Below are 20,313 nucleotides of genomic sequence, written 5' to 3' on the forward strand. Positions count from 1 at the left end.
CTTTTTCTCCATAAATGCTATATTAAAAAATGTTACTTATTTTTTGTATGTAGCGTTATTTTTCCCTTTTGTTTGATTATGAAGAAAAAGGATAAACTAAATAAGAACATTTTCATTGAAAAATTGTTCAAGATTGCATACAATCAATATAGTTTTTAAATTCCTATCAGAATACTTGGAGGATTACAGTCATGAAGAAATTATTTTCAGTGCTTGCAGTAACTACATTAGCGATCGGGATTGTAGCCGGCTGCGGTAAAGAAGAGAAAAAAGATACAGCTAGTCAAGACGCGTTACAAAAGATTAAACAAAGCGGTGAACTTGTAATTGGTACAGAAGGTACATATCCACCATTTACGTTCCACGATTCAAGCAATAAATTAACTGGATTTGACGTTGAACTATCGGAAGAAGTTGCAAAACGTTTAGGTGTAAAACCTGTATTTAAAGAAACACAATGGGATAGCTTACTTGCTGGCCTAGACGCAAAACGTTTCGATATGGTTGCAAACGAAGTTGGTATTCGTGAAGATCGTCAAAAGAAATACGATTTCTCTAAGCCATACGTTTCATCTTCAGCGGCATTAGTTATTGCAAAAGATAAAGATAAGCCTGCTACATTTGCTGATGTAAAAGGTTTAAAAGGAGCACAATCTTTAACGAGTAACTATGCAGATATTGCTAAGAAAAACGGTGCGGAAATTATTGGTGTAGAAGGATTTAGCCAAGCGGCAGAATTATTAGCTTCAGGACGCGTTGATTTTACAATTAATGATAAGTTATCAGTATTAAATTATTTAGAAACGAAAAAAGATGCAAAAATTAAAATTGTAGATACTGAAAAAGAAGCTTCAGAAAGTGGATTCTTATTCCGTAAAGGTAGCACTAGGCTTGTACAAGAAGTAGATAAAGCGTTAGAAGATATGAAAAAAGACGGTACGTATGACAAAATAACGAAAAAATGGTTCGGTGAAAATGTATCTAAGTAGTGCATTGGTTTCAGATCGATTGTCTACTTGGATAGATATTATGCAGACTTCCTTCATGCCTATGCTGAAGGAAGCTGTTTTTACAACAATTCCATTAACGCTTATTACATTTATTATCGGGATTATACTGGCAACGTTAACAGCGCTCGCACGTATTTCTGGTAGTCGTATTTTACAATGGATTGCTCGTATCTATGTATCTATCATTCGCGGAACGCCACTTCTTGTACAATTATTTATTATTTTCTATGGACTTCCAACTCTTAATATTGAAGTTGAGCCATATACAGCAGCAGTTGTTGGATTTTCATTAAATGTCGGTGCATATGCATCTGAAATTATTCGTGCTTCTATCCTTTCCATTCCGAAAGGGCAGTGGGAAGCAGCTTATACAATTGGGATGACATATCCACAAGCATTAAAACGTGTTATTTTACCACAAGCAACGCGCGTATCAATCCCGCCGCTTTTGAATACATTTATTAGCTTAGTGAAAGATACTTCGTTAGCATCGTTAATTTTAGTAACAGAAATGTTCCGAAAAGCGCAGGAAATTGCGGCGATGAACTACGAGTTTTTAATTGTTTATTTTGAAGCAGGTCTTATTTATTGGGTTATTTGTTTCTTATTATCAATCGTACAACAGATGTTAGAAAAGCGTTCAGAACGCTACACATTAAAATAATCCTTTTACAAAAGGAGTTTTTGTTTTTATGATTTCAATTCAGCACTTACAAAAAAGTTTCGGAGATAATACCGTACTAAAGCATATAGATTTAACAGTTGAGAAGGGCGAGGTTGTTGTTATTATTGGGCCGTCTGGATCTGGTAAAACGACATTCTTACGTTGTCTCAATGTATTAGAAACACCAAACGCTGGTAATATTCGTATCGGTAATAAAGAGCTTAACTTCTCTCAAAAAGTAACGAAGAAAGATATTGTTAATCTTCGTACGCAAACAGGTATGGTATTCCAGCACCATAATTTATTCCCGCATTTAACAGCACTTCAAAATGTAATGGAAGGGCTCGTTACAGTGAAAAAGATGGGGAAAGAAGAAGCGAAGAAAAAAGCAAGCTATTTCCTTGAAAAAGTTGGTTTAGCAGATAAAGTGGATTTATATCCGTTCCAATTATCAGGCGGACAGCAACAGCGCGTTGGAATTGCGCGCGCGCTTGCGATGGAGCCGGAAGTGTTACTATTTGATGAGCCGACGTCAGCGCTTGATCCTGAACTCGTTCAAGAAGTTCTGAAAGTAATGAAAGAACTTGCTAAAGAAGGCATGACGATGGTTATTGTAACGCACGAAATGCGTTTTGCACATCAAATTGCGAACCGTGTTATTTTCATGGATGGTGGTGTCGTTGTCGAACAAGGTACACCAGAAGAAGTATTTACAAATCCAAAAGAAGAACGTACGAAGAAGTTTTTACAAATGTTGCAATAAATTAAGGAAGGTCTCAAGGCATATGCCTTGAGACCTTTTTGCCATATATATTTATTTGTGGAATCCGCCAAGGCTTTGCTCAGCCATTGCAACTAGACGTTTTGTGATTTCTCCACCAACTGAACCGTTAGCGCGAGCCGTAGAATCTGCTCCTAATTGTACACCAAATTCTTGAGCGATTTCGTACTTCATTTGATCGATTGCAGCTGTTGCACCTGGTACTACTAATTGATTTGAAGAATTTTGGTTTGCCATAGGAATATATCCTCCTTAGAGTTATAAAAGTTTTTTTGGTTGGACTAGCTGGAGTTGAACCAGATTATCGCCCCGATTGGCGCTAATCCATCGGTAATTAAGTTTGTACTCATAGTATGGATGTTGCCTAGAAAGATATACAAAATAATAATTTGTAAATTTTGTAAAAAAACTTATTGATTTCGTAAATTATGAAATAAGAGTAATCGTTGTATTTTTAAGAAAACAGGCCAAACTAAGGAGGATATTAAATATAATTTTCTCATTGTAGCCTGCTACTTGTAGGCTAATTATTAGCTTCTTATATAGGATTTATTGAAATAAAAATGAAATCGGTAGCAACTTTATAGTTCTATTTTTAAGTAGGGATGGAGTGGGCGCTCCTATGTTTGGATAGGTTGCTCTCTTCACTCTAAAAAAGAGAGGCTTTAAACGATAACGTATGGAGGAATCATGATGGGAATTTGCCCGCTTTGCAACGCATTAGAATCACAAACATATTCTTGTCAAAATTGCCAAAGTATACTCCAAGATTATGGGAAGTCTGTAGATTACATAGACGATTATAGTGCCTATATGGATCAAGAATTATTAAGTGCAGTAGATGGTTTAACGCATAATAATTCAAATGAATATTGCAATCATATTTTTTATTGCGGAGTATGTAACGTGGAAACTGAGGTTGTAGTAAAACTTGTGTAAATAGAAAACTTCCACCTTATTATCTAGGTGGAAGTTTTTGTTTTTGTATTTGTGAGTGAATCATAGGAGAAGGGATATGTTCGGTGTTTGATGAAGCCCCTGATTTTATTTGAGACATTTTTTCTTTTGTATCACGTAAAGAATGTTCAGTTAAGTAGATGGCATATTCGTAAAATAACTGGCGCGTCAGTTCACTTTGTTCTTTTAATTTTTCATCTTGGAATACAGTTCGCCCAGGTTTAGAGTTGGCTTCAAATAACCACGGATTTTCCTTTGTGTCTAAACCGATATCAAAACCGATTTCTCCAATATTTCCGGTTACTTGTTCATCGAGCGCGTAACTTATTTGTAAGGCAGTATGTTTTAATTTATTTTCAATTTGAACTTGTTTCGTTGAATCTGGAAAAAGCTCTTGTAGCAATTTTGTATTACCGCCACTATTTACGTGCGTTGTTAAACTGCCTTTGCCGGCGATTTTGGCGACGATTGCACTAACTATCCAATTACCGAAATGATTTTTATTTGTATGAATGCGGAAATCAACAGGTTGCCCATCGAAGCGAAGTAACGAGATACCTTGCTGTACGATAAACTTTTTTAAATCATGCCCTTTTAGTACATGGTTTAGAAGAGTTTCTAATGATTGATACTTTCTCAGTTTGTTTTCTTCATTTTCGCGATAACGACAGTAGTAGCAATTTTCTGTTTGAGAATAAAATATTTGATGAATATTTCTACCAAAGCTCCCGTGTATTGGTTTCATGTACACTGATTTATATGTGCCAAGAAACCGTTCTACTTGTTCAAAATGCTGAAATGCTTCTGTATTTGGTAATAAGGGTTTAATTGATTCGTCTTTCATAAGAAGTTGATGAACTTCCCATTTATTGAAAAACCCTGGGTTAAACCATGGAATGGAGTAGTCTTGTTCTAATTTTCTTTTTGCCCTGACAATCGGTTTATAATTTTCCGCTTGTCGATTCGGTAGTCGATCGTAAATGACGTTTGGTAAAGGAACCTTTTTCTTTATCCATTGTTTCTCTCGAAAGAAATATCCTTCAATTGTTTCTTCTTCCCAGTGTATATGTTGAACGCCAAAGACGAATACGAACGGTCGTAATGAGAATGGTGGTGTTAACAACTCACTGAGAGCAATTGAACGATTTCCTAAAGGGGTAGAAGAATCATCGTTAAAGCCAGTTGTAAAAATGCCGATTAATGGTCCGAAAATAATTGTTTGGTTTTGTGTGAATGCATGAATAGTAGTTGATTGAGGCAGTAAAAGTTTTTCGGCAATATGCTTTCCGATAATAATTTCGCGAGTAAAGGAATAATGAATTTTTACTTCTTCACTTGCTATATGACGTATGCCGAAGGAGAGGGGTGTAATAGGTGGTGTAATAGAAAAAACGTAAGGTAAAGTAATGCTATTTGGATGTTCATCTGAAATATTTAATGTATATATATGTTCTTTCAAAATAGGTTTACCTCCTTTCATTATGGTGTAAAGCGACTGAATTTAAGTGGTCCGTGAAATATCTTTTCAGCTAATGAATCACTATGACGAATGTATTGTTCGTAAGGAGGGATCGTGTTGACATACATAAGCCAGATTGCACCTTTTTGATCCATAATTGTGGAAAGTTCTAGTTCAAATAACGAAGAATAAGACTGATCTAGTGTTTGGAATACTTCATTTATAATGTCGTGTAAAGCGTCGTGCAATAGTTGCACACCTGTACTAGATAGTACGTATTTAATTTTTGAAAATGAATGTAATGAATCATCGTCCGTTGTTGAGGGTAAAAGCTGATTAGGAAATGAGCTTTTTTGTATAAATTGACCGATAACATTCCAAGTTTGTTCTTTGTTTTTTTGCAAAATGGTTCGAATGTGCAGTGGATATGTTAATTGATTTGGTGGTTGTAGCATAGTGTGCGCTATGTAACGTGATGAACGTATGTTAGATTTACACCAAGATATAAATTCGTCTGTGCGTTTGATTGGAATAGAAGTATGGTATTTTTCATTTACTGTATCGATCTGAAACGTTTTATTTTTGTAAGCGACTCGATATAAGTTATCTTTAGAATGTATATTAGTGGGGCGTATAATAATATCTTTAGTTTTTAACAACAGTTTGAAAATGTTTTGTATCGTCGCAATTTCAAATTTTGGTATATAAGGAGACAGTTTTTTATTAGTGAGAAATAAATCATGTAGTTCACTTGAATTAATAAGTGTGTTATTTAAAAAGGTAGTGGAAGGACGATTGTGCAAAGAGTGAATAATTGATTTTGCTTTTTCAAAGTCTGTTTCCTCTTGAAAAGAATAACGATCATATATATAAGAAGGAATAGGGAATGTTTGCTTTTTCCATTTTCCTGTATCTGTATCGTAAATAAGACCAGAAACAAGGTCTGTTTTAGGATCAATACAAAATGGCGTAAACTGGGCAACGACATTATGATAAAGCCGAGCGCGTTTAGCGATTTCGGTGTAATACGTTTGCTCATAATGAAGTTTAGAAGTTAAAAGGCCGAGAACCAACGAAATCACTCCTTTACTACTATTTGCATAATAGGCGAAGCTATATATTGCAAATACGTTTTTATACCATTATACTTTTGTCCGTATGATGATATGCTATAGTTTTGGAGAAGTGAAAGGTTGATTGTAATGAATATATGGTTAAATATGTTAACGACGACAGGACTCGGAGCAATTATTGGAGGATATACGAATCATTTAGCGATAAAAATGTTATTTCGTCCTCATCGTCCTATTTATATCGGAAAGTTTCAAGTTCCATTTACACCAGGGTTAATTCCGAAGTGGCGTGATGAACTTGCTGTTCAATTAGGAAAAATGGTTGTAGAACATTTGTTAACACCAGAAGGAATCGGAAAAAAGCTAACAAATGAAGAGTTTCAAAAAGGTTTAATTCACTGGGCGCAAGTGGAAGTGGATAAAGTAATTACGAATGAACAATCACTGCGATATATGTTAGAAAAATGGAATGTAGCACATGTAGAAGAAGAAGCGACTCGAAAAATCGAACATGTGATTACAGAAAAAATTCATGCATTTTTAGCAGAGTATTATACATATACATGGGAACAGGCTTTACCTCATTCTGTACATGAAAAGATAGAGAATGCGATTCCGAATGCCTCGGCGTTTATTTTAGAGCGAGGAATTAGCTTTTTTGAAAGTGAAGAAGGGAAAGCCCGTCTTTCAAAAATGATTGATGATTTCTTTGCTTCTCGTGGAACGCTACTTAACTTAGTTGGGATGTTTTTAGGAAATGTAAGTGTTGTGGATCGTGTGCAGCCAGAAGTTATTAAGTTTTTAGGGCAAGATGCTACAAAGCAGCTTTTAACTGATGTACTGCAAAAAGAGTGGGAAAAGTTAAAAGGAAGAGATGTAAAAGAATTAGAAGCATTTGTAGAGAAAGAAATGATTGTAAGCTCCGTGCTGTCAGCAGTTAAAGTAGAGGAAACAGTGAGTAAGTTTTTAAATCAATCGGTTCAGCAAGTATGTGAACCAGTTCGAGAAACAATTATTGAAAAAGTGGTTCCAAGTGCAGTAACGAAAGGCTTAAAGTGGGGAAAAGAAAACGTAGAGAGTATACTAAATAATCTACACCTTGCGGAAATTGTCCAGCAAGAAGTGTCTACATTCTCAACAGAAAGATTAGAAGACTTAGTTCTGTCTATTACGAAAAACGAATTAAAAATGATTACGTATTTAGGAGCGTTATTAGGCGGAATGATCGGGCTCGTACAAGGATTGTTACTATTGTTTCTTAGATAATAAGGTGAGTACATAGAAATAAAAGTGAAATTTCTTCACATCTCTTGCATAGTTTGATATGGTAAGAAGAGGTGCGTATGTAAATGCACTGAAAAGGCAGTGCGTATGAAAAGCGCTAGCCTCTAAAGGAGGAAAAATAAAATGACAAAGAACATTCATGATGTTGCATATGAATTACAAAAAGCAATCGCTGAAAACGATGACTTCAAAACTTTAAAAGAGAGCTACGCAGCAGTTCAAGCTGACACAGCTTCAAAGAATTTATTCGATGAGTTCCGTACAATGCAACTTAGCCTACAACAAAAAATGATGCAAGGCCAAGAAATCACTGAAGAAGACAACCAACAAGCACAAGAAGTTGTAGCTCGCATTCAACAAGATGCTAAAATTACAAAATTAATGGAAACTGAGCAACGCCTAAACGTTGTAATCGGTGACGTTAACAAAATTATCATGAAGCCACTTGAAGAATTATATAGCGCGCAACAACAAGCGTAATAGTGGAAGACGCTCCTAGGGGAGCGTCTTTTGTTGTTTTTATCCCGCTATTTGCTGGGCAGTAAGGCCCCCACTGATTAAAGTTTCACTTTAGGGAACTTTTAATTTAAATTTATATACATATAAAATACACTATATATAACAGTCAGGATATTGATTTTTCGTTTACGCGCATTTATATTGTCGTGAACTGTATTCCGTGATTAATAAAAGAATAAATTAGTCAGGGAGTTATATGCATAAGAAGTATATTAAGGGAATTCTCTTTCGGCAATCGCTTATCTATTTCGGGATAGCGCATTAGTATTTCGGTGAAAAGGATGTAATTTTTACATATAATGTATTTAATAATGAGCTAATTAATAGAGAGAAATGGAAGAGGTTAGTATAGATGGAGACCCTTATAGATTTAAATAGTTTTAAAACGGAAATATTAGCGAAACATGTACTTCATATGATGATAGAAAATGACTTTTTTTATCAAGGATCGCAATTGGTTGAAAATATTTGGGTAAATGATTCAACTATTTTTATAAATAATGTAAAGATACTTACAAAAGGTATTGAGATTTATAAAAAGAATAATGAATTTTATTTAACACGTCACCCAGATAGTACTAAAGTTATATTATATTAATATAATGAACAGAACAAGAAAGTAGCTTATAATTTATTTAACTTTGTGTTATAATTTTTTCCTAATCTCATGATGGTGAGTATATATTTTTATGGGGGTTCTAATTTTTTAGAAGTATGCTTAATTTACTTTTGAAAAATATAGAGCTATTTTTAATGTTTTAAGTGTAAGATAAATAATCCTATCTTTATTGAGGAATGAAAATCAAAAAGCTTTCCTTTCAAGAATATCTAGGGAGGGTAATACATATTTAATTTACCTTTAAAAAATGCGGATTTATTTTTAATGTTAAAAATATAAGGTGAATAATTTTATCTTTATTGAGGAATGAAAATCGAAAAATTATTCTAAGAATACCTAGGTAGAGCAATATATTTAATTTACCTTTTAAAAAATGCGGATTTATTTTTAATGTTAAAAATATAAGGTAAATAATTCTATCTTTATTTAGGAATGAAGATAAAAAAATTTCTCTTAAGAATACCTAGGGGGGGCAATGTATATGGTTGCGTTTGCAAAAGGATTTATGCAATGATAGCAAGAATGTGGAAATCTAAGTGGCAGTTGTTGATTCTGTTATTTTCACTTATAGTTAGTGGTTATTTCTCTTATTTAATAAAAGAATATCCTGAGATAGGTATATCTGTAAAATATGAATCTAATCAATATGTTATATATGAATTATCAAAATATAGTTGGGCGGGAAAAAGAGATTTCCAAATAGGAGATATTATTGTGAAAATTGATGACGATTCACCATCTAAACATTTTACAGTTGAACCGTATCATTCAATTGAACAAGCTAAAAAAATTACTTTAAATAGGAACGGGGAAATAAAAGAGTATGAGATAAAATATACACCTTATAGCAAGCAATTATTTTATCATTTGCTCATTCCAGTTGGATTTTATATAGTATGCTCCTTGATGGCATTATATCTTTTAATTTTTGTTCCTGAAATGAATCGTAGTACCATTAATCTAGTATATTTTTTAATTTCTCTTGGAGTGAATTTTATTAGTATTATGGCTGTTGAAAGAGAGGATATATTATCTTTTATTGTGGCCTCAATTTCATTAGTATGTTCATTTACTTTCTTTATTCGATTCATGATGTTGTATTTCTTGAATAATCAAATAAAATTTTTAATACCAAAGCAATCAAAAGTTTTAGATGCAATATCTGTATTCCTTATTATAGTGAGTATTTTTGTGTATATAAAACATAATGAATGGGCTAATTTGTTTACAATCATTTTAAGTTTGATATTATTTTGTTGTACAGTATACCTATTAGTAAGATTTTATTTTAAAAGTAAAAATAGTAGTTACATTAAATATTTAAAGATTATTATTATTTGTTTTTTTGTGTCAGCAACCCCATTTGTTTGTTTATATTTAATTCCAAATTTATATTATGGGGAAGAATTTATAAGTAGTGAAACGACGGGGATTTTCTTTTTATTTATCCCAGTGTGCTTGTTTTATTTAGTAATTGCAGGGAAGTTGTTTAATTTTAGGTTTATCGTTCAGCGATTACCACATTATATTATTTTATCTGTAGGGATTAACATATTTTTGGCAGTATTAACTATGGTAGTTTTTGAAGATAGTGAGGAAAGTTTATTAGATTGGATAAAATTTAGAATTATTGCTATTATTATTTGTATTTGTTTTTTATATATTAAGGATTATATAGATTTTAAGCTGAGAAAAAGTTTATACCATCATCAAAAAAATTATCAATTCAGCTTGCATCGATTTTTACACCAAGCGAAAAATGAATATAAACTATCAAATTTAATTTATAGTATGCGAAGAGAGATAGCGGATATTTTAAAACTCGAAGAGACATGCTGTGTAGAAATAAATAAAATTGAGAAGTCTGTCCGTGTTTTGGATAGTGAATATGTTCCGCACCGGACGATAGAAACGTTATTTAATCATCAACTGGATACCTACAAGGTTGGTTCAAACATACAGTTAGAAAAACACTTTGGATTTGTTTTATCTGCTTCAGCAGAAAAAATGCTTATTTTATTGTGTAATTCTAATGGGAAAGAAATTTTAAGTGTAGATGAAGTAGTTTGGATTGAAACATTATGTAATTATGCAGATTTATTATTAGAGTGTTCTAATCAAATTGAAGACTTATTAAATCAATTACAAGAGATAAAAAATTTAGAGCAACCACCGATATGGTTGGCGAGACTTATGTTCAAACTATCAGAAAAAGAACGAACAAATCTTGCAAGTGATATACATGATGGAGTTTTGCAAGATCAAATACGTTTAACTAGAAAATTTGAAAGTTATAATGAACGTGTTAAAGATGAGGAAATGAAAGATATACTTAATGAAATATATGAAGAACTATTAGATCATATTTATACAATTCGTGAAACTTGTAATAATTTGAGGCCACCATTCTTATATGAGTTAGGTTTAAAACAAGCACTACTGAATTTATTTAAGCAAATTAATTTAAAAGCGACCTTTTTCTTCTACTATGATATTCCTGAAAGAATTGTTGTTCCTAGTATTGAACATGAACAAGCGATTTATCGAATTATACAAGAACTATTAAACAACGCAATGAAACATTCAAAAGCGACAAATGTAACGATAAGATTATTTCACAAAAACGATCACCTGTATTTAACTTATGTAGATAATGGGGTAGGCGTTAAGTTAGATGAAGTAAACCGTTCTTACAACACGTTAGGCTTGTCTGGGATTGTCACTAGGATACAAAGCCTGAATGGAGAGATGTCTGTTGAATCAAAACCTAATCTCGGTTTGCAAATAATTATTAAATTTAAAGATAATTAATTTCCAGCGAGTCATCAGATGATGGGATGATGTTGTGTATAATGATATTGAAGGGGTGAGAAGATGGTTTCAGTACTTGTAGTAGATGATCATGTTGCAGTAGGATTAGGGACGAAGGCGTTAATTGAAAAATACGATGATATGAATGTAGATGTAGTACATGATAGTATGGAAGTAGAAAAAATAATTAAGGGTCAAAAATATGATGTTTACTTAATTGATCTACAAATGCCAAATATAAACGGTTTAGAGTTATCTAAAAAAATATTAAGGATACATTCAGAGGCATCAATCCTTATTTTTACAGGTTTTGATGTGCTTTCGCACTATAACCTACTTATAGAGAGTGGAGTTTTAGGGGTTTTAAGTAAAACATCGTCAGAGGAGCAAGTAATTACTTCGATTCGTCATGCAGTAAAAAAAGAAGTAGTTCTATCCCAGCAATTTGTTAAGCAGTTAAGAATAAAAGAAGCGATTTCGAATATAGCTACCGAACATGGAGAGGTTTCGAATAGAGTTTCATTAAATGAAGATGAAAAACAAATTCTAATAGAAGTGAGTAAAGGGAAAACAAATAAAGAGCTTGCTGGAATTTTGAATTTAAGTCAGCGTTCTATTGAGTATAAATTGACAGATATATTTCATAAATTAAAAGTTTCTTCTCGGATGGAAGCTGTTCAGAAAGCGAAGGAGCTGTGGCTTATTCCTTCTCTTGATTTATAACCTTAAATGGTACTTAGTGACATAAGCTCGGAAATAAAATATTTGATAAGAGGTTCTTTTCCAATTTCGTTTGGGAAGGAACCTTTTTTTGTTAGCAAGGAGATTTACTTGCGTTGTAAGCGCAAGTGTTTTTGCGTGGCATTACTTTGTTTTTTCGTTTCGGGATTTGGAAAAAATAGTTAATATAAGAATGGGATTGGGTGTCCTTTAATATTAGTGTAGATAACAGAAGCGATAATGAAGTGACACGGAGAGAAAGATAATCAAGTTAGGGAATTGTACAACAATAATCCCATAAAATTTAGGTATCTTTTAATAAGAAAGAAAGGGGGAGTAAATTGAGAGGAAGAACAAAGAAATTTGGGGAAATATGTTTAGCTAGTGGAATTCTATTTACTCAGGTTAGTACTTTGGGTGTTTTTTCGACCACCACTTATGCTGTTACAGGTGATGAGATATCAACTTTTATTATGCAAGCAAATAAAAGTAAGGTAAAGGTAGATGAGGACATCGTTTTAGAAATCGAAAACTCAGGAAATCAAGATGATAAGGTTGAGTTGCAATTACCTGAAGGCGTAAATTTCAATGAAGAAGCTACAAAAAAGCTGAATGAAACTAATGAAGCAATTGAAACAATCCATGTGGTAGAGCATTCAACAATTCAAATCCAAAGAAAATCGCAAAGTAGTGGTTTAGGTAAGGTGTTTTTATCAATTAAGGGAAATAAGCCAGGGGACTTTGCATTTGTGGCAAAGGTTCAATATGGGGACACTGAGGTAAAAACGAAAGCAGTTAATCTGAATGTTTCAGAAAATGTTCAGGAAGCTATTCAGGAACCAGATAATCTTTTGATAGAGAAAACAGAGGAATTGAATGAAGAGACGAGAGTAGTTGAAAAGACTACTAGTGATGGAAAAGTAGATGTTCAGCCAACTGAGGGAATGTCTGGTCAGATAGATGAAAATGCCCAAGAGGAAGAAAAATCAGAGGCTACATCAAATGGGAGATCTAAAGAAGGTAATAACGTAACTAGTAATGGAGAAGAACTAAATGCTGCCAAAGATACGAACACAGAAATAGTAAAGGTAGAGGAAGAAAATCAGACTGCTACTGCCTTGGTAGAACATGCAGATGAAACTCATCAGAGTATAATTCAGTATCCAAATGTTAATGTAATTAGTTCAAAGGATGGTACGGGATCTATGATTCCAGGAGAATATGCCCTTCAATGGAGATGGAGTACACAAGTAAAGTATAAAATTGTTGGGAGTACAACAGATACTAACTCAACATACCAGTCTTATGACTTTACAAACGTAAATCCCGATAAGGAATCGTATGTTCATATAGAGAAAGCTGGAATTTATATGGGCAGATGGCTAGATATACGTGTCAATATTATAAAGTTCGATGGAGTCACCAAAGTTAATGTAGCCACTCCGCGTAAAGTAAGTGGTAAAAAGGATTTCTTGCAAATGAGGTATTGGGGGCGAGTTGGATCTTCGGCTGATATTTCTTATGAATTTTATGACCATGAAACGGGAGAGTTAGTGCCTGTATCTGGTATGTGGAACATTAATAAATTGAATAGTCATAAGGCTATAGACTTAAATGTAGATAAAAAGCATTTCAATTCTTTATACACGTATGACAATACGACAATAACATATAAAGATAATGGTGATGGCACTGCTAATTTTGTGGGAACTGCTGGTGGTGCAGCTGGAAAAGATACAAATATGACATTCACTTATACGGGGATAACAGAATTACCAATGCGTATCCATCGATTAGGAGACTCAACATCACGGGTAAGGTATGAATATGAAGCTATGTCCAAGATTGGTATACCGCATCCTGAAGTAATAGGTGAAGTGACGGAGGGAGCTGATAGAGAACTATATTATCATGTATATCAAGATATGCCTCCGCAAGCCATTGCATCTTCTAATCCAACTTCATTTGTACTTGAGAGTAAAATAAATCCAGATTTCAATGTAAAAAATGTAAAGATTTTAGATGAAGATGAAAAGGATATAAGTAGTTATTTTGATATTACACGTGAAAATAATAAGGTTACAGCTACTGCCAAAGCTAATATTGTAAATAAGTCAGAGTTCGGTGGTAAATTTTATGATATGCAAATTCGAGGCTCCTTGAAAGAAGAGGCTGACTTTAAGAAGTATTATAAAAAGGGCTATCTAGAGGTCCCTGTTTCTGCCAAAAACTATATTGATGGAGATAAAAAGGGACAAGAAGGTAATCAAGGTATTGCGAAAATACAGTACAAAGGTACCCCTACAGGAAAAGCGGTTCCACAAACTGTAAGGATTAACACAGATTTATCAAAGATGGATATTTCGAACTTTGTAACAGGATTATCTGTAGATACGGATGATAATATTGATAAACCAATATCTGTAGTTCGTTTGGAGAACATTCCAAAAACAAATGTTATAGGAGAGTATTCTGTTACAGTTGTAATTCGCACTGCACAAGGAGTAGAGGAAAGAATACAAGTACCTATAAAAGTAGTGGTGGGAACGTTGAAATTAGTGAATGTTCCACAAACGATCTCTTTTGAAAATTTGCTTATTCCATCCAAACCAACGATATATAATCCTACTTCTATGAATGGGAAATTGACGGTAGCAGATGAAAGGATGAAGAGACAGAAATGGCGTGTGGATGTAAAGGAAACAAAACCACTTACGTCTCGTACTAACGATAAATTAGAAGGTGCGATGATCTATACAACAAAGGATGGAACTGATCTTACGTTAAGTAAAGAGGGCGTAGAAGTAATTTCACATACACCGACAGATGATAAGAGTATTGAAGTGAACTGGGAACAAAATGAGGGAATTAGACTTCAAGTAGTACCAGGGCCGAATGTGAAAATGAATACAAAATATCAAGGTGAATTAACATGGACACTAACGGATGCTCCTAATTAAGATGATATATCTAAGAGAAATATAGATATAAATTTTAGAAAGGAGAGAATGTAATGCTAAAAAAATGTTTATTCTTGATGTTGTTTATGCTTGCTTTAATACCAATATTCTCATTTCATGAAAAGATATTAGCAGACAAGGTGAATTCAAAAGCAGGAATTACTTTTTCAAATAGTTACGTTCCCACTACAATTATCGATTCATTGATACCGGATGGATCTAATTTAGTAATCGATACATCTGATGACCAGATAAATAAGAAGGAGCTACCGAAAACAGGTGGACAATCTTTTTATCTGTTTCAATATTTAGGTTTAAGTAGTATTATAGCGGCTTTTGTTATGTTACTAACACTAGCCAGAAGTAAAAATAGGAAAAATAGAAACGCAAGTTTTTATTTAAATAAATAGAACTATATAAATGGAGGCCAATTATGAAATTAACGAAATTAGCATTAGCAGGAGCAGTATCATTTTCAACGGTATTAGCAGCAGGAGCACCAGCATTTGCAGAAGAAGCTGCAACAATGAAATCAGTTACAGATGTTTCATTTACAGAAAGTGAAGAAATTACGAACCCAGTTAACCCACTTAATCCAGATGAAACAGTAGAATCGAAAGATCCTAATGATAAAGAGGATCCACACGAGCCAGGAACACAAGGTCCATTAAGTATTGATTATGTATCAAATTTCCATTTTGGCAAGCAAGTTATGTCAGGTAATGATCAAGTATATAACGCAAAACTTGATACATTGAAAGTAAAAGGTGCAACAGAATCAACAGAAGTACCAAACTACGTACAAGTAACAGATAACCGTGGAACAAACAAAGGATGGAAATTGACAGTAAAACAAAATGGTCAGTTTATAGCCGATGATAAAGATAAAGCAGTATTAGATGGTGCTGAACTGAAGTTAAGCAATCCAGTTGCAAAGTCTGCAACAAATCAGAAATATGCTCCAGAAGTAAAAGAAGTAACATTAAATCCAAACGGAGATACACAAGAAGTAGCAATTGCTGCAGCTGAAAAAGGTATGGGAACATGGGTAACTATGTATGGTGAAGATGCTAAAAAAGGAATAGAAAGTGTTACATTATCTGTACCAGGTTCAACTGCAAAAATAAAAGATGCGAAATACCAAACATCATTAACTTGGACTTTAGAAGATACACCACAATAATTCATCGCAAATAATCATGAAACGAAAAACGAGATAAAAGGGGATAAATTATATGAAATTAACGAAATTAGCATTAGCAGGAGCGGTATCATTTTCAACAGTATTAGCAGCAGGAGCACCAACGTTTGCAGCTGAAGATGGTGGAACACTAAACTCAAAAGCATTTATCAAATTTGAGAAAAATACTGAAATTGTAAATCCAGTTAGTCCACTAGATCCAAATGTTGAAGTAGAAACAAAAGATCCAAACGATCCAAAAGACCCACATGAGCCGGGAACACAAGGTCCATTAAGTATTGATTATGTATCAAACTTCCAATTTGAAAAACATAAAGCTTCTGGTAACAACGAAATTTACCACGCTAGTTTAGATTCAGTAACAAAAAAAGATACAACTGAGACAATGAAAGTACAAAACTACGTACAAGTAACGGATAACCGTGGTACAAACGCAGGATGGAAGTTATCAGTAACACAAAACGACCAATTTAAAACTGCAGAAGGCAGGGATTTAACAGGAGCAGCTTTAACGTTGAAAAATGGAACGTTACATTCAGCATCTGGAAGTGAGGCACCAAAAGCTGCACAAGATATTACGTTAACTCCAGGTCAAGCATCTGATGTTGTAACTGCGCAAGAAGAGCAAGGTATGGGAACATGGGTAAACACATTTGGTAAATCAGTAGAAGATGCGGAGAAGAGTGTGGAGCTAAGTGTTCCAGGTAAAACAAAGAAAGAACAAGCTGAGTACACAACTTCTCTAACTTGGGAATTAAAAGACGCACCTATGTAATATAACTTTGTAAAGATTAATCATATAGGGCATAGAAAGAGATAAGGATAGATTTAATATCTTTATCTCTTTCGTTTGTATATCAAATTATTGAATATGAGAGGAATATAGTATGAAATCTATTAAAAAAATATTGAGTAGTTTATTAGCCATTGTATTTATTTTAAATATTGCTAGTGTTACAATGCACGCAGCAGAAATGAAATTTGCGGTAACAGCAGTAATTCCAGAAAACCAAGTTGACAAGAATCAAACATATTTCGATTTAAAGATGGAACCAGGTAAAAAGCAAACAATTCAAGTGCAAATGAAAAATGATACGGATAAAGAGGTTATAGTAGAAACTCATGCGAATACAGCTATTACAAATAGCAATGGTATTACTGACTATAGCATGATTGATCCTCAATTAGACTCTACACTTAAAACCCCATTTTCTAAAATTGCTAAAGTACAAAAAGAAACAAAAATTCCAGCGAAAGGTAAAGTTACATTAGATGTGAGTATTGAAATGCCAGCTGAATCATTTGATGGTGTTATTTTAGGTGGATTGTATTTTAAAGAAAAAGAAAAAGGAACATCTGATAATGTACAGATTGAAAACAAATATGCATACGCAATTGGTGTTGTCTTAAGAGAAACGGACGCCCAAGTAAAACCAGATATGAAATTAAATGAAGTAAAGCCAGGACAAGTGAATGCACGTAATGTAGTGACAGCAAATTTACAAAATATAAAACCAGCAATGTTAAAGAATTTAAGCGTAGATGCAAAGGTGTACACTGAAAAAGGTAAAGATATACTACATGAAACGAAAAAAGAAAATTTAAGAATGGCACCAAATTCTAACTTTGATTATGCAATTAGTTGGGACAATAAAGCTTTAGAGCCAGGAACATACCGTCTAGAAATGAAGGCAACGGATGGTGATCAGAAATGGGAGTGGACCAAGAAATTTACGATTGAAGGAAAAGAAGCACAGAAGTTAAATGATACAGCTGTAGAGGCCAAAAAGGATTATACTCTGTACTATATTATAGGTGGAATTTTATTACTTGTAACATTACTAGTTTTAGTATTCTTACTAGGAAGACGCTCTAAGAAAAAAGGTGACGAACAAGAATAGTAAACGACATATGTTGATTAAGTACTATTAAGAAGATGATAGCATGATACAAAACACTGTTAAGAAATAGTGTTTTGTATTTTTTTATAAAGTATTTGAAAGAAAGAGAATATTAGTCAGAATGGCAAATTTACAGATTCACAAGGTCGTGAATTGACGGGTGCGAAAAGTACGTTTCATAAATGAAGTGCCTTAAGAAATATATATGCAAATCTATATTTTATAAATATTACATGATTTTAGAAAGCGTGTATCATATACGGGTGTGAAAGAGAAGGGTATGTAAAGGGCAGTCAACAATATATGTTAGGTGAAACAGCTGTAGAAGTAGCTACGTCTATTTCAACGAATAACGAACCGACTGAAGTATTTTGGAATGATGAATCGAATGGTATCCGATTATTTGTTGAGCCTAGTCCGCTTATTAAAGTCGGACTAGAATATAAAGGAAAGTTAGAGTGGGTGTTAGCGGATACGCCGATGTAATGCGGTATTCACGCAAGAAAAATGCGTGAATACGAGAGGAATGTTCGGTGATATAAATGGAAGAATATAGTATAGTTACATTAAAGGCAAAATAAACTCGCGAGGACTAACAGCTTAATATATTGCCTTTTATTAGGGTGTATAGTCGTATTCAAGTATATACTAATTAATAACAATCAATATAAATAGAATTATTTGAAAGACAGTCAATTATTTTAAGACACGGTAAAAAATTGCTGTAATAAGTTATTAGTATTGCATTGTTAAAAGAGTAATTTAGGGTTGAGTTACTCCAATTGATAAAAATCCTATACTTTGTCAATATAGTGATTTTATCGTCCATTATTTGTTGTTATTTTGCGTTTGTTGTTTTTGCTTGGGCCTCCTTTAAGGAGGCCTTTTTTTATGGGAAACGGATGAAGTGCATCCTTACACATAATAAAGTCTCTTTAAAATTTCCATATGTTGGTGAATGTTTTAAAGAGGAATGTATTATCACTTACTGAAATACTCAGTTTTAATGTTTTTTTCCTTCAAAAACTCTTCAATTTCTTTTTGCTTCCTACCATTAACTTTCTCAAAGCGCTTTGTAAAAGAGAAATCAGTTTTGAATAAGTTACCATCTTGAGAGAGTTTGTCTAACTCTTGCTCTAGTTCTACTGAAAGTGCTGTAGATGATGAAATAAATTCATATATTTCTTTTGAAGGCTTTTTGTAATCATCGGGGATCGTATTGTTGCTAATAAAATTATGGAAGTTCGCGTCGTTTTGTTGTGCTAAATCTACTAGTTGTTTTAATTTCTCTTGGTCAGATTTCGTGGCATTCTCATCAGACATGGCTGATGAGAATGCCACGATATTTTCGTCTAACTCTCCGCTATAATTTAAATAATTTTTTATATTTTGTTTCATTTCGTCTTCACTAATAGTTTCATTTTTCTTTGAGGAACTAAATATATTTTCTGGAACTTTAATAGCAACATCTTTGATAGATTGTACATCATTTTTTTCCTTAGGCTGTACACTGTTTGAACAAGCTGATAGAAATAACATTGTAAGTAACATGAATGGGTATAAAATATAATTTTTCATCTTAATCTCCTTTTGCATTAGTGTCGTTGCAAAATAGCTACATTCCATTTCAAATACTTAACTAAAGCTACGTATAGATGTTTTATTATTTGATAACATATGACTGATATTAGTAAGCCGATGCAAAAAGCTATGAATACATTGTAAACATCGGAATAACTGATTTGGTGAAACCCTTTAAAGAATCCTAACCCTATTAATAATATAGGTGAAATAATTAATAACGGTGTAGCAATTATAAGTGCTAGAAGAAGCGGTAATAGAAAGAGTAATACGAAAAAGGCGATAATGATAAATATAAAGTTTAAAAGACTTAAGCTCATAACAGAAAACAGTGCTGTCATAATATTTTTTAGGCTGCGCCTATTGTCAGCGTTGCTTATTGTATATGAAACGTTAAGTTCTTTAGCGATAGTTTTAGGGTTTCCTAGTTTTTTAGAAATTTCCTCTTCAGATATTCCATCTTGTTTACCACTAATAAAATGAGTTTCGTACTCCGAGATAATATCCTCCTTTTCTAAATTAGGCATATTCTGCAGAGAGGAACTAAGTTGTTCCAAAAATTCATTTTTGTTCATAACAATCACTTTCCTTTATAGAATGATGAATTACAGTTGAGAATCTTATCTTCTTTCTAAACAGCACAATCTATATCTACCTTTTGAAGGGTATATATAAATTATAAAAAGGATTCCAAATAATGGTTATTCCATTATTTACAAATATATCATTTGCTATTATTCTTTGCAAGGTACTATAAAATTTTTAATAATGTA

20 protein-coding genes are annotated in these 20,313 nt (G+C 33.2%); 15 read left to right on the forward strand and 5 right to left on the reverse strand.

The genetic code is table 11. The annotated features are described in order from the left end of the window. Positions 1–191 precede the first annotated feature (191 nt). The 3 genes from MR169_RS19075 to MR169_RS19085 are packed head-to-tail and all read left to right on the forward strand — an operon-like array spanning position 192 to position 2,437. Entirely contained in the window at positions 192–989 is a 798-nt protein-coding gene (locus MR169_RS19075; protein ID WP_242319842.1) for an amino acid ABC transporter substrate-binding protein, read from the forward strand. Beyond that, a complete protein-coding gene (locus MR169_RS19080) occupies positions 976–1,674 on the forward strand; it encodes an amino acid ABC transporter permease (RefSeq protein ID WP_242319843.1) in 699 nt (232 codons plus the stop codon). The genes MR169_RS19075 and MR169_RS19080 overlap by 14 nt, the downstream gene beginning before the upstream one ends. A 28-nt stretch (positions 1,675–1,702) precedes the next feature. Further along, on the forward strand, positions 1,703–2,437 hold the full coding sequence (locus MR169_RS19085) for an amino acid ABC transporter ATP-binding protein (protein WP_000623611.1): 735 nt from the start codon (positions 1,703–1,705) through the stop codon (positions 2,435–2,437). 51 nt (positions 2,438–2,488) lie between these two features. Here the strand turns inward: MR169_RS19085 and sasP are convergent, their stop codons facing one another. Next, positions 2,489–2,692 (reverse strand): small acid-soluble spore protein, SasP family, encoded by a 204-nt coding sequence (gene sasP, locus MR169_RS19090; RefSeq protein ID WP_000013338.1) that lies wholly within the window; start codon positions 2,690–2,692, stop codon positions 2,489–2,491. Positions 2,693–3,148: 456 nt separating this feature from the next. Here sasP and MR169_RS19095 point away from each other — a divergent pair, with 456 nt between their 5' ends. After that, positions 3,149–3,394, forward strand: coding sequence for a hypothetical protein (locus MR169_RS19095; RefSeq protein ID WP_000510474.1), 246 nt, complete (start codon positions 3,149–3,151; stop codon positions 3,392–3,394). 19 nt (positions 3,395–3,413) lie between these two features. On the opposite strand, the gene MR169_RS19100 is transcribed toward MR169_RS19095, so the two are convergent. Both MR169_RS19100 and MR169_RS19105 read right to left on the reverse strand, forming a co-directional pair. Beyond that, positions 3,414–4,871 (reverse strand): YheC/YheD family endospore coat-associated protein, encoded by a 1,458-nt coding sequence (locus MR169_RS19100; RefSeq protein WP_242319844.1) that lies wholly within the window; start codon positions 4,869–4,871, stop codon positions 3,414–3,416. A gap of 20 nt (positions 4,872–4,891) precedes the next feature. Further along, positions 4,892–5,944 carry a YheC/YheD family endospore coat-associated protein gene (locus MR169_RS19105; RefSeq protein ID WP_000242811.1) on the reverse strand — a complete coding sequence of 351 codons (1,053 nt, stop codon included), beginning with the start codon at positions 5,942–5,944 and terminating at the stop codon, positions 4,892–4,894. A gap of 129 nt (positions 5,945–6,073) precedes the next feature. On the opposite strand from MR169_RS19105, the gene MR169_RS19110 reads away from it, so the two are divergent. From MR169_RS19110 to MR169_RS19160, 11 genes are all read left to right on the forward strand, one after another. Then, positions 6,074–7,210 (forward strand): DUF445 domain-containing protein, encoded by a 1,137-nt coding sequence (locus tag MR169_RS19110; protein WP_242319845.1) that lies wholly within the window; start codon positions 6,074–6,076, stop codon positions 7,208–7,210. Between the two features lie 141 nt (positions 7,211–7,351). Then, entirely contained in the window at positions 7,352–7,708 is a 357-nt protein-coding gene (locus MR169_RS19115; protein WP_000164610.1) for a YlbF/YmcA family competence regulator, read from the forward strand. Positions 7,709–8,099: 391 nt separating this feature from the next. Next, entirely contained in the window at positions 8,100–8,345 is a 246-nt protein-coding gene (locus tag MR169_RS19120; RefSeq protein WP_061664773.1) for a hypothetical protein, read from the forward strand. A 531-nt stretch (positions 8,346–8,876) separates the two neighbouring features. Further along, a complete protein-coding gene (locus MR169_RS19125) occupies positions 8,877–11,177 on the forward strand; it encodes an ATP-binding protein (protein WP_242319846.1) in 2,301 nt (766 codons plus the stop codon). Between the two features lie 63 nt (positions 11,178–11,240). Next, on the forward strand, positions 11,241–11,900 hold the full coding sequence (locus MR169_RS19130) for a response regulator transcription factor (protein WP_242319847.1): 660 nt from the start codon (positions 11,241–11,243) through the stop codon (positions 11,898–11,900). A 338-nt stretch (positions 11,901–12,238) separates the two neighbouring features. Continuing rightward, positions 12,239–14,857, forward strand: coding sequence for a WxL domain-containing protein (locus MR169_RS19135; protein ID WP_242319848.1), 2,619 nt, complete (start codon positions 12,239–12,241; stop codon positions 14,855–14,857). Positions 14,858–14,910: 53 nt separating this feature from the next. Continuing rightward, positions 14,911–15,267 (forward strand): LPXTG cell wall anchor domain-containing protein, encoded by a 357-nt coding sequence (locus MR169_RS19140; protein ID WP_016117256.1) that lies wholly within the window; start codon positions 14,911–14,913, stop codon positions 15,265–15,267. A gap of 23 nt (positions 15,268–15,290) precedes the next feature. Next, positions 15,291–16,040: a WxL domain-containing protein gene (locus tag MR169_RS19145; protein ID WP_016117257.1), complete on the forward strand. Its 750-nt coding sequence runs from the start codon at positions 15,291–15,293 to the stop codon at positions 16,038–16,040. A 52-nt stretch (positions 16,041–16,092) separates the two neighbouring features. Then, the gene (locus MR169_RS19150; RefSeq protein WP_016117258.1) at positions 16,093–16,833 is read left to right on the forward strand and encodes a WxL domain-containing protein; all 741 of its coding nucleotides are present in this window, start codon (positions 16,093–16,095) and stop codon (positions 16,831–16,833) included. Positions 16,834–16,945: 112 nt separating this feature from the next. After that, complete coding sequence (locus MR169_RS19155) at positions 16,946–17,959, forward strand: WxLIP family cell surface protein (RefSeq protein WP_242319849.1); 1,014 nt, start codon at positions 16,946–16,948, stop codon at positions 17,957–17,959. 303 nt (positions 17,960–18,262) lie between these two features. Then, positions 18,263–18,445: a hypothetical protein gene (locus tag MR169_RS19160; protein WP_061664765.1), complete on the forward strand. Its 183-nt coding sequence runs from the start codon at positions 18,263–18,265 to the stop codon at positions 18,443–18,445. 495 nt (positions 18,446–18,940) lie between these two features. On the opposite strand, the gene MR169_RS19165 is transcribed toward MR169_RS19160, so the two are convergent. Together MR169_RS19165 and MR169_RS19170 are read right to left on the reverse strand one after the other, a co-directional pair. Further along, positions 18,941–19,537: an NDxxF motif lipoprotein gene (locus tag MR169_RS19165; RefSeq protein WP_016117261.1), complete on the reverse strand. Its 597-nt coding sequence runs from the start codon at positions 19,535–19,537 to the stop codon at positions 18,941–18,943. A gap of 17 nt (positions 19,538–19,554) precedes the next feature. Continuing rightward, positions 19,555–20,115 (reverse strand): HAAS signaling domain-containing protein, encoded by a 561-nt coding sequence (locus MR169_RS19170; protein ID WP_242319850.1) that lies wholly within the window; start codon positions 20,113–20,115, stop codon positions 19,555–19,557. Between the last annotated feature and the right edge of the window lie 198 nt (positions 20,116–20,313).

This window comes from Bacillus cereus group sp. BfR-BA-01349 (assembly GCF_022663795.1).
GTDB classification, from domain to species: domain Bacteria; phylum Bacillota; class Bacilli; order Bacillales; family Bacillaceae_G; genus Bacillus_A; species Bacillus_A cereus.

Bases quoted from the DNA above. Each gene is read 5' to 3' on its own strand.
- MR169_RS19075 (WP_242319842.1), top strand. From the start codon at position 192: ATGAAGAAATTATTTTCAGTGCTTGCAGTAACTACATTAGCGATCGGG.
- MR169_RS19080 (WP_242319843.1), top strand. From the start codon at position 976: ATGTATCTAAGTAGTGCATTGGTTTCAGATCGATTGTCTACTTGGATA.
- MR169_RS19085 (WP_000623611.1), top strand. From the start codon at position 1,703: ATGATTTCAATTCAGCACTTACAAAAAAGTTTCGGAGATAATACCGTA.
- sasP (WP_000013338.1), bottom strand. From the start codon at position 2,692: ATGGCAAACCAAAATTCTTCAAATCAATTAGTAGTACCAGGTGCAACA.
- MR169_RS19095 (WP_000510474.1), top strand. From the start codon at position 3,149: ATGGGAATTTGCCCGCTTTGCAACGCATTAGAATCACAAACATATTCT.
- MR169_RS19110 (WP_242319845.1), top strand. From the start codon at position 6,074: ATGAATATATGGTTAAATATGTTAACGACGACAGGACTCGGAGCAATT.
- MR169_RS19115 (WP_000164610.1), top strand. From the start codon at position 7,352: ATGACAAAGAACATTCATGATGTTGCATATGAATTACAAAAAGCAATC.
- MR169_RS19120 (WP_061664773.1), top strand. From the start codon at position 8,100: ATGGAGACCCTTATAGATTTAAATAGTTTTAAAACGGAAATATTAGCG.
- MR169_RS19125 (WP_242319846.1), top strand. From the start codon at position 8,877: ATGATAGCAAGAATGTGGAAATCTAAGTGGCAGTTGTTGATTCTGTTA.
- MR169_RS19130 (WP_242319847.1), top strand. From the start codon at position 11,241: ATGGTTTCAGTACTTGTAGTAGATGATCATGTTGCAGTAGGATTAGGG.
- MR169_RS19140 (WP_016117256.1), top strand. From the start codon at position 14,911: ATGCTAAAAAAATGTTTATTCTTGATGTTGTTTATGCTTGCTTTAATA.
- MR169_RS19145 (WP_016117257.1), top strand. From the start codon at position 15,291: ATGAAATTAACGAAATTAGCATTAGCAGGAGCAGTATCATTTTCAACG.
- MR169_RS19150 (WP_016117258.1), top strand. From the start codon at position 16,093: ATGAAATTAACGAAATTAGCATTAGCAGGAGCGGTATCATTTTCAACA.
- MR169_RS19155 (WP_242319849.1), top strand. From the start codon at position 16,946: ATGAAATCTATTAAAAAAATATTGAGTAGTTTATTAGCCATTGTATTT.
- MR169_RS19160 (WP_061664765.1), top strand. From the start codon at position 18,263: ATGTTAGGTGAAACAGCTGTAGAAGTAGCTACGTCTATTTCAACGAAT.
- MR169_RS19165 (WP_016117261.1), bottom strand. From the start codon at position 19,537: ATGAAAAATTATATTTTATACCCATTCATGTTACTTACAATGTTATTT.
- MR169_RS19170 (WP_242319850.1), bottom strand. From the start codon at position 20,115: ATGAACAAAAATGAATTTTTGGAACAACTTAGTTCCTCTCTGCAGAAT.